Source organism: Providencia sp. PROV208, assembly GCF_028479465.1.
GTDB lineage: Bacteria > Pseudomonadota > Gammaproteobacteria > Enterobacterales > Enterobacteriaceae > Providencia > Providencia alcalifaciens.
This window is the reverse complement of record NZ_JAMPNS010000024.1, coordinates 1-1,442: the sequence shown is the minus strand read 5'-3', so window position 1 is coordinate 1,442 and position 1,442 is coordinate 1. Positions and strand designations below refer to the sequence as shown.

The following is a 1,442-nucleotide window of genomic DNA, read 5'->3' as shown; positions in this document are numbered from 1 at the left end:
CATAACAGCATTGGAAGCCCGATAAGCAGTAGCGTAAAAAAGTGGTGGTGTTGAGTGGCTATCATGAGATTCTTATTGTTGAATTAGGGGGGCTTAGTGGTGTGTGGTGAAAACCACTAAGCGGTTAAGTGGGTTATTCCCAATCAAGCTTGATGGTAGCAGAGGCAGAGGCTGCCCCGCCTTTAAAGCCTTGTCCTGTGGAGCATAAGCTAAAACGATAAGGCACTTGGCTAGTGCCTGGAACCAAATCGTCCAATTTAACGACATTTGCATTAGGTTTACCCGATACTGGTCCCCAACTCACACCAGAGGAACAAGGAGGACTAAGATTCTTTATGGTTACACGCACACTTGCAGGAGCTTCCTCGCCAGTAGCATCCATTGTTACTTTTAAGTCATCTGTGTACCTCCCTTTCGCTCCATCAAGGGTCAACGTAGCTGATGCTCGTGTGTTTCCGTCCCCAGTGCAGTTGATCGTAAAATTTCCCTCAACCACCCCTAAAACATCTCCGAATTTACCTCCCGGAGTACCTGAGGTATTTCCCTCCCACTCCCAAATATTCACTTTGCCAAAATCAATCTTAGGTGGCGCGGAAACAGAGCAGGATAACCGAGTTTTTACTGTGATATATCCTGCTGAAGAAAGGGGGATCCCGGGCTCCATATATAGACCAGCATAGAAAGCAGGGATACTATATTTCCCTGGCTGTGCATTAGGTCCCACATAAATAGCAACCATTCCATTAAAAGATATACTTCTTCCCGCTCCCATCGGGTTCGGAAAGCTATTATAAGATGTCCCTGTAACACAATATGTAAATGGAGAATTTTGGATCACTGCGCTACCAGTAGCAGTCGTCTTTCCGTAAGAATTAAATGTGGCTCCACCATTATCTCCTCCTCCTCCATAAGTATTAACCGTAGCATCCTTTACAATAAAAAGGATGTCTTCAGCAATCTTTAATCCCGTATATTTACCATCTGAAGATGTATATGTTGTGCTTGCGCTATTCCATATCGAATTATCATCAGCACTACGAATATTAAAAGCAAAACAGCTTTGACCCATGAGAGTTTGGTACCCCCAACCTGTTGCTGAACGATATGTATCATTAACAGCATCACTCCATACTAAACCCTCTCCCACATCATATTCACCAGAAGCTCCGCTAAGAGATAAAGCGTAAGGCTGACCTAGCAAAAAGAAACAAATACTCCCAATCAATTTATAAAAATAATGTTTCATATTTTATTAATCCTTTTATTACCTAAAGTTTGTCCATTGTGAAAATGGCGGTTTTTCTTCATGCGCTAGGTCTTCTAATTTCTGTATTCTCGAAGCAAAGCTAACCGGCTCTTTCGTAGTTAACACCACCTCTGCTTTACTTTCAGTACCACAGGGATATGTCACTTGGCGGATAGGCATATCGGCGGAGACGTCC

Annotated in this window: 1 protein-coding gene; it reads right to left on the bottom strand. The window is 43.2% G+C overall.

Features of this window, described 5'->3' with window-relative positions:
- Window positions 1-133 precede the first annotated feature (133 nt).
- Window positions 134-1,246 carry a hypothetical protein gene (locus PR766_RS16810; protein ID WP_154633152.1) on the bottom strand — a complete coding sequence of 371 codons (1,113 nt, stop codon included), beginning with the start codon at window positions 1,244-1,246 and terminating at the stop codon, window positions 134-136.
- Window positions 1,247-1,442 lie beyond the last annotated feature (196 nt).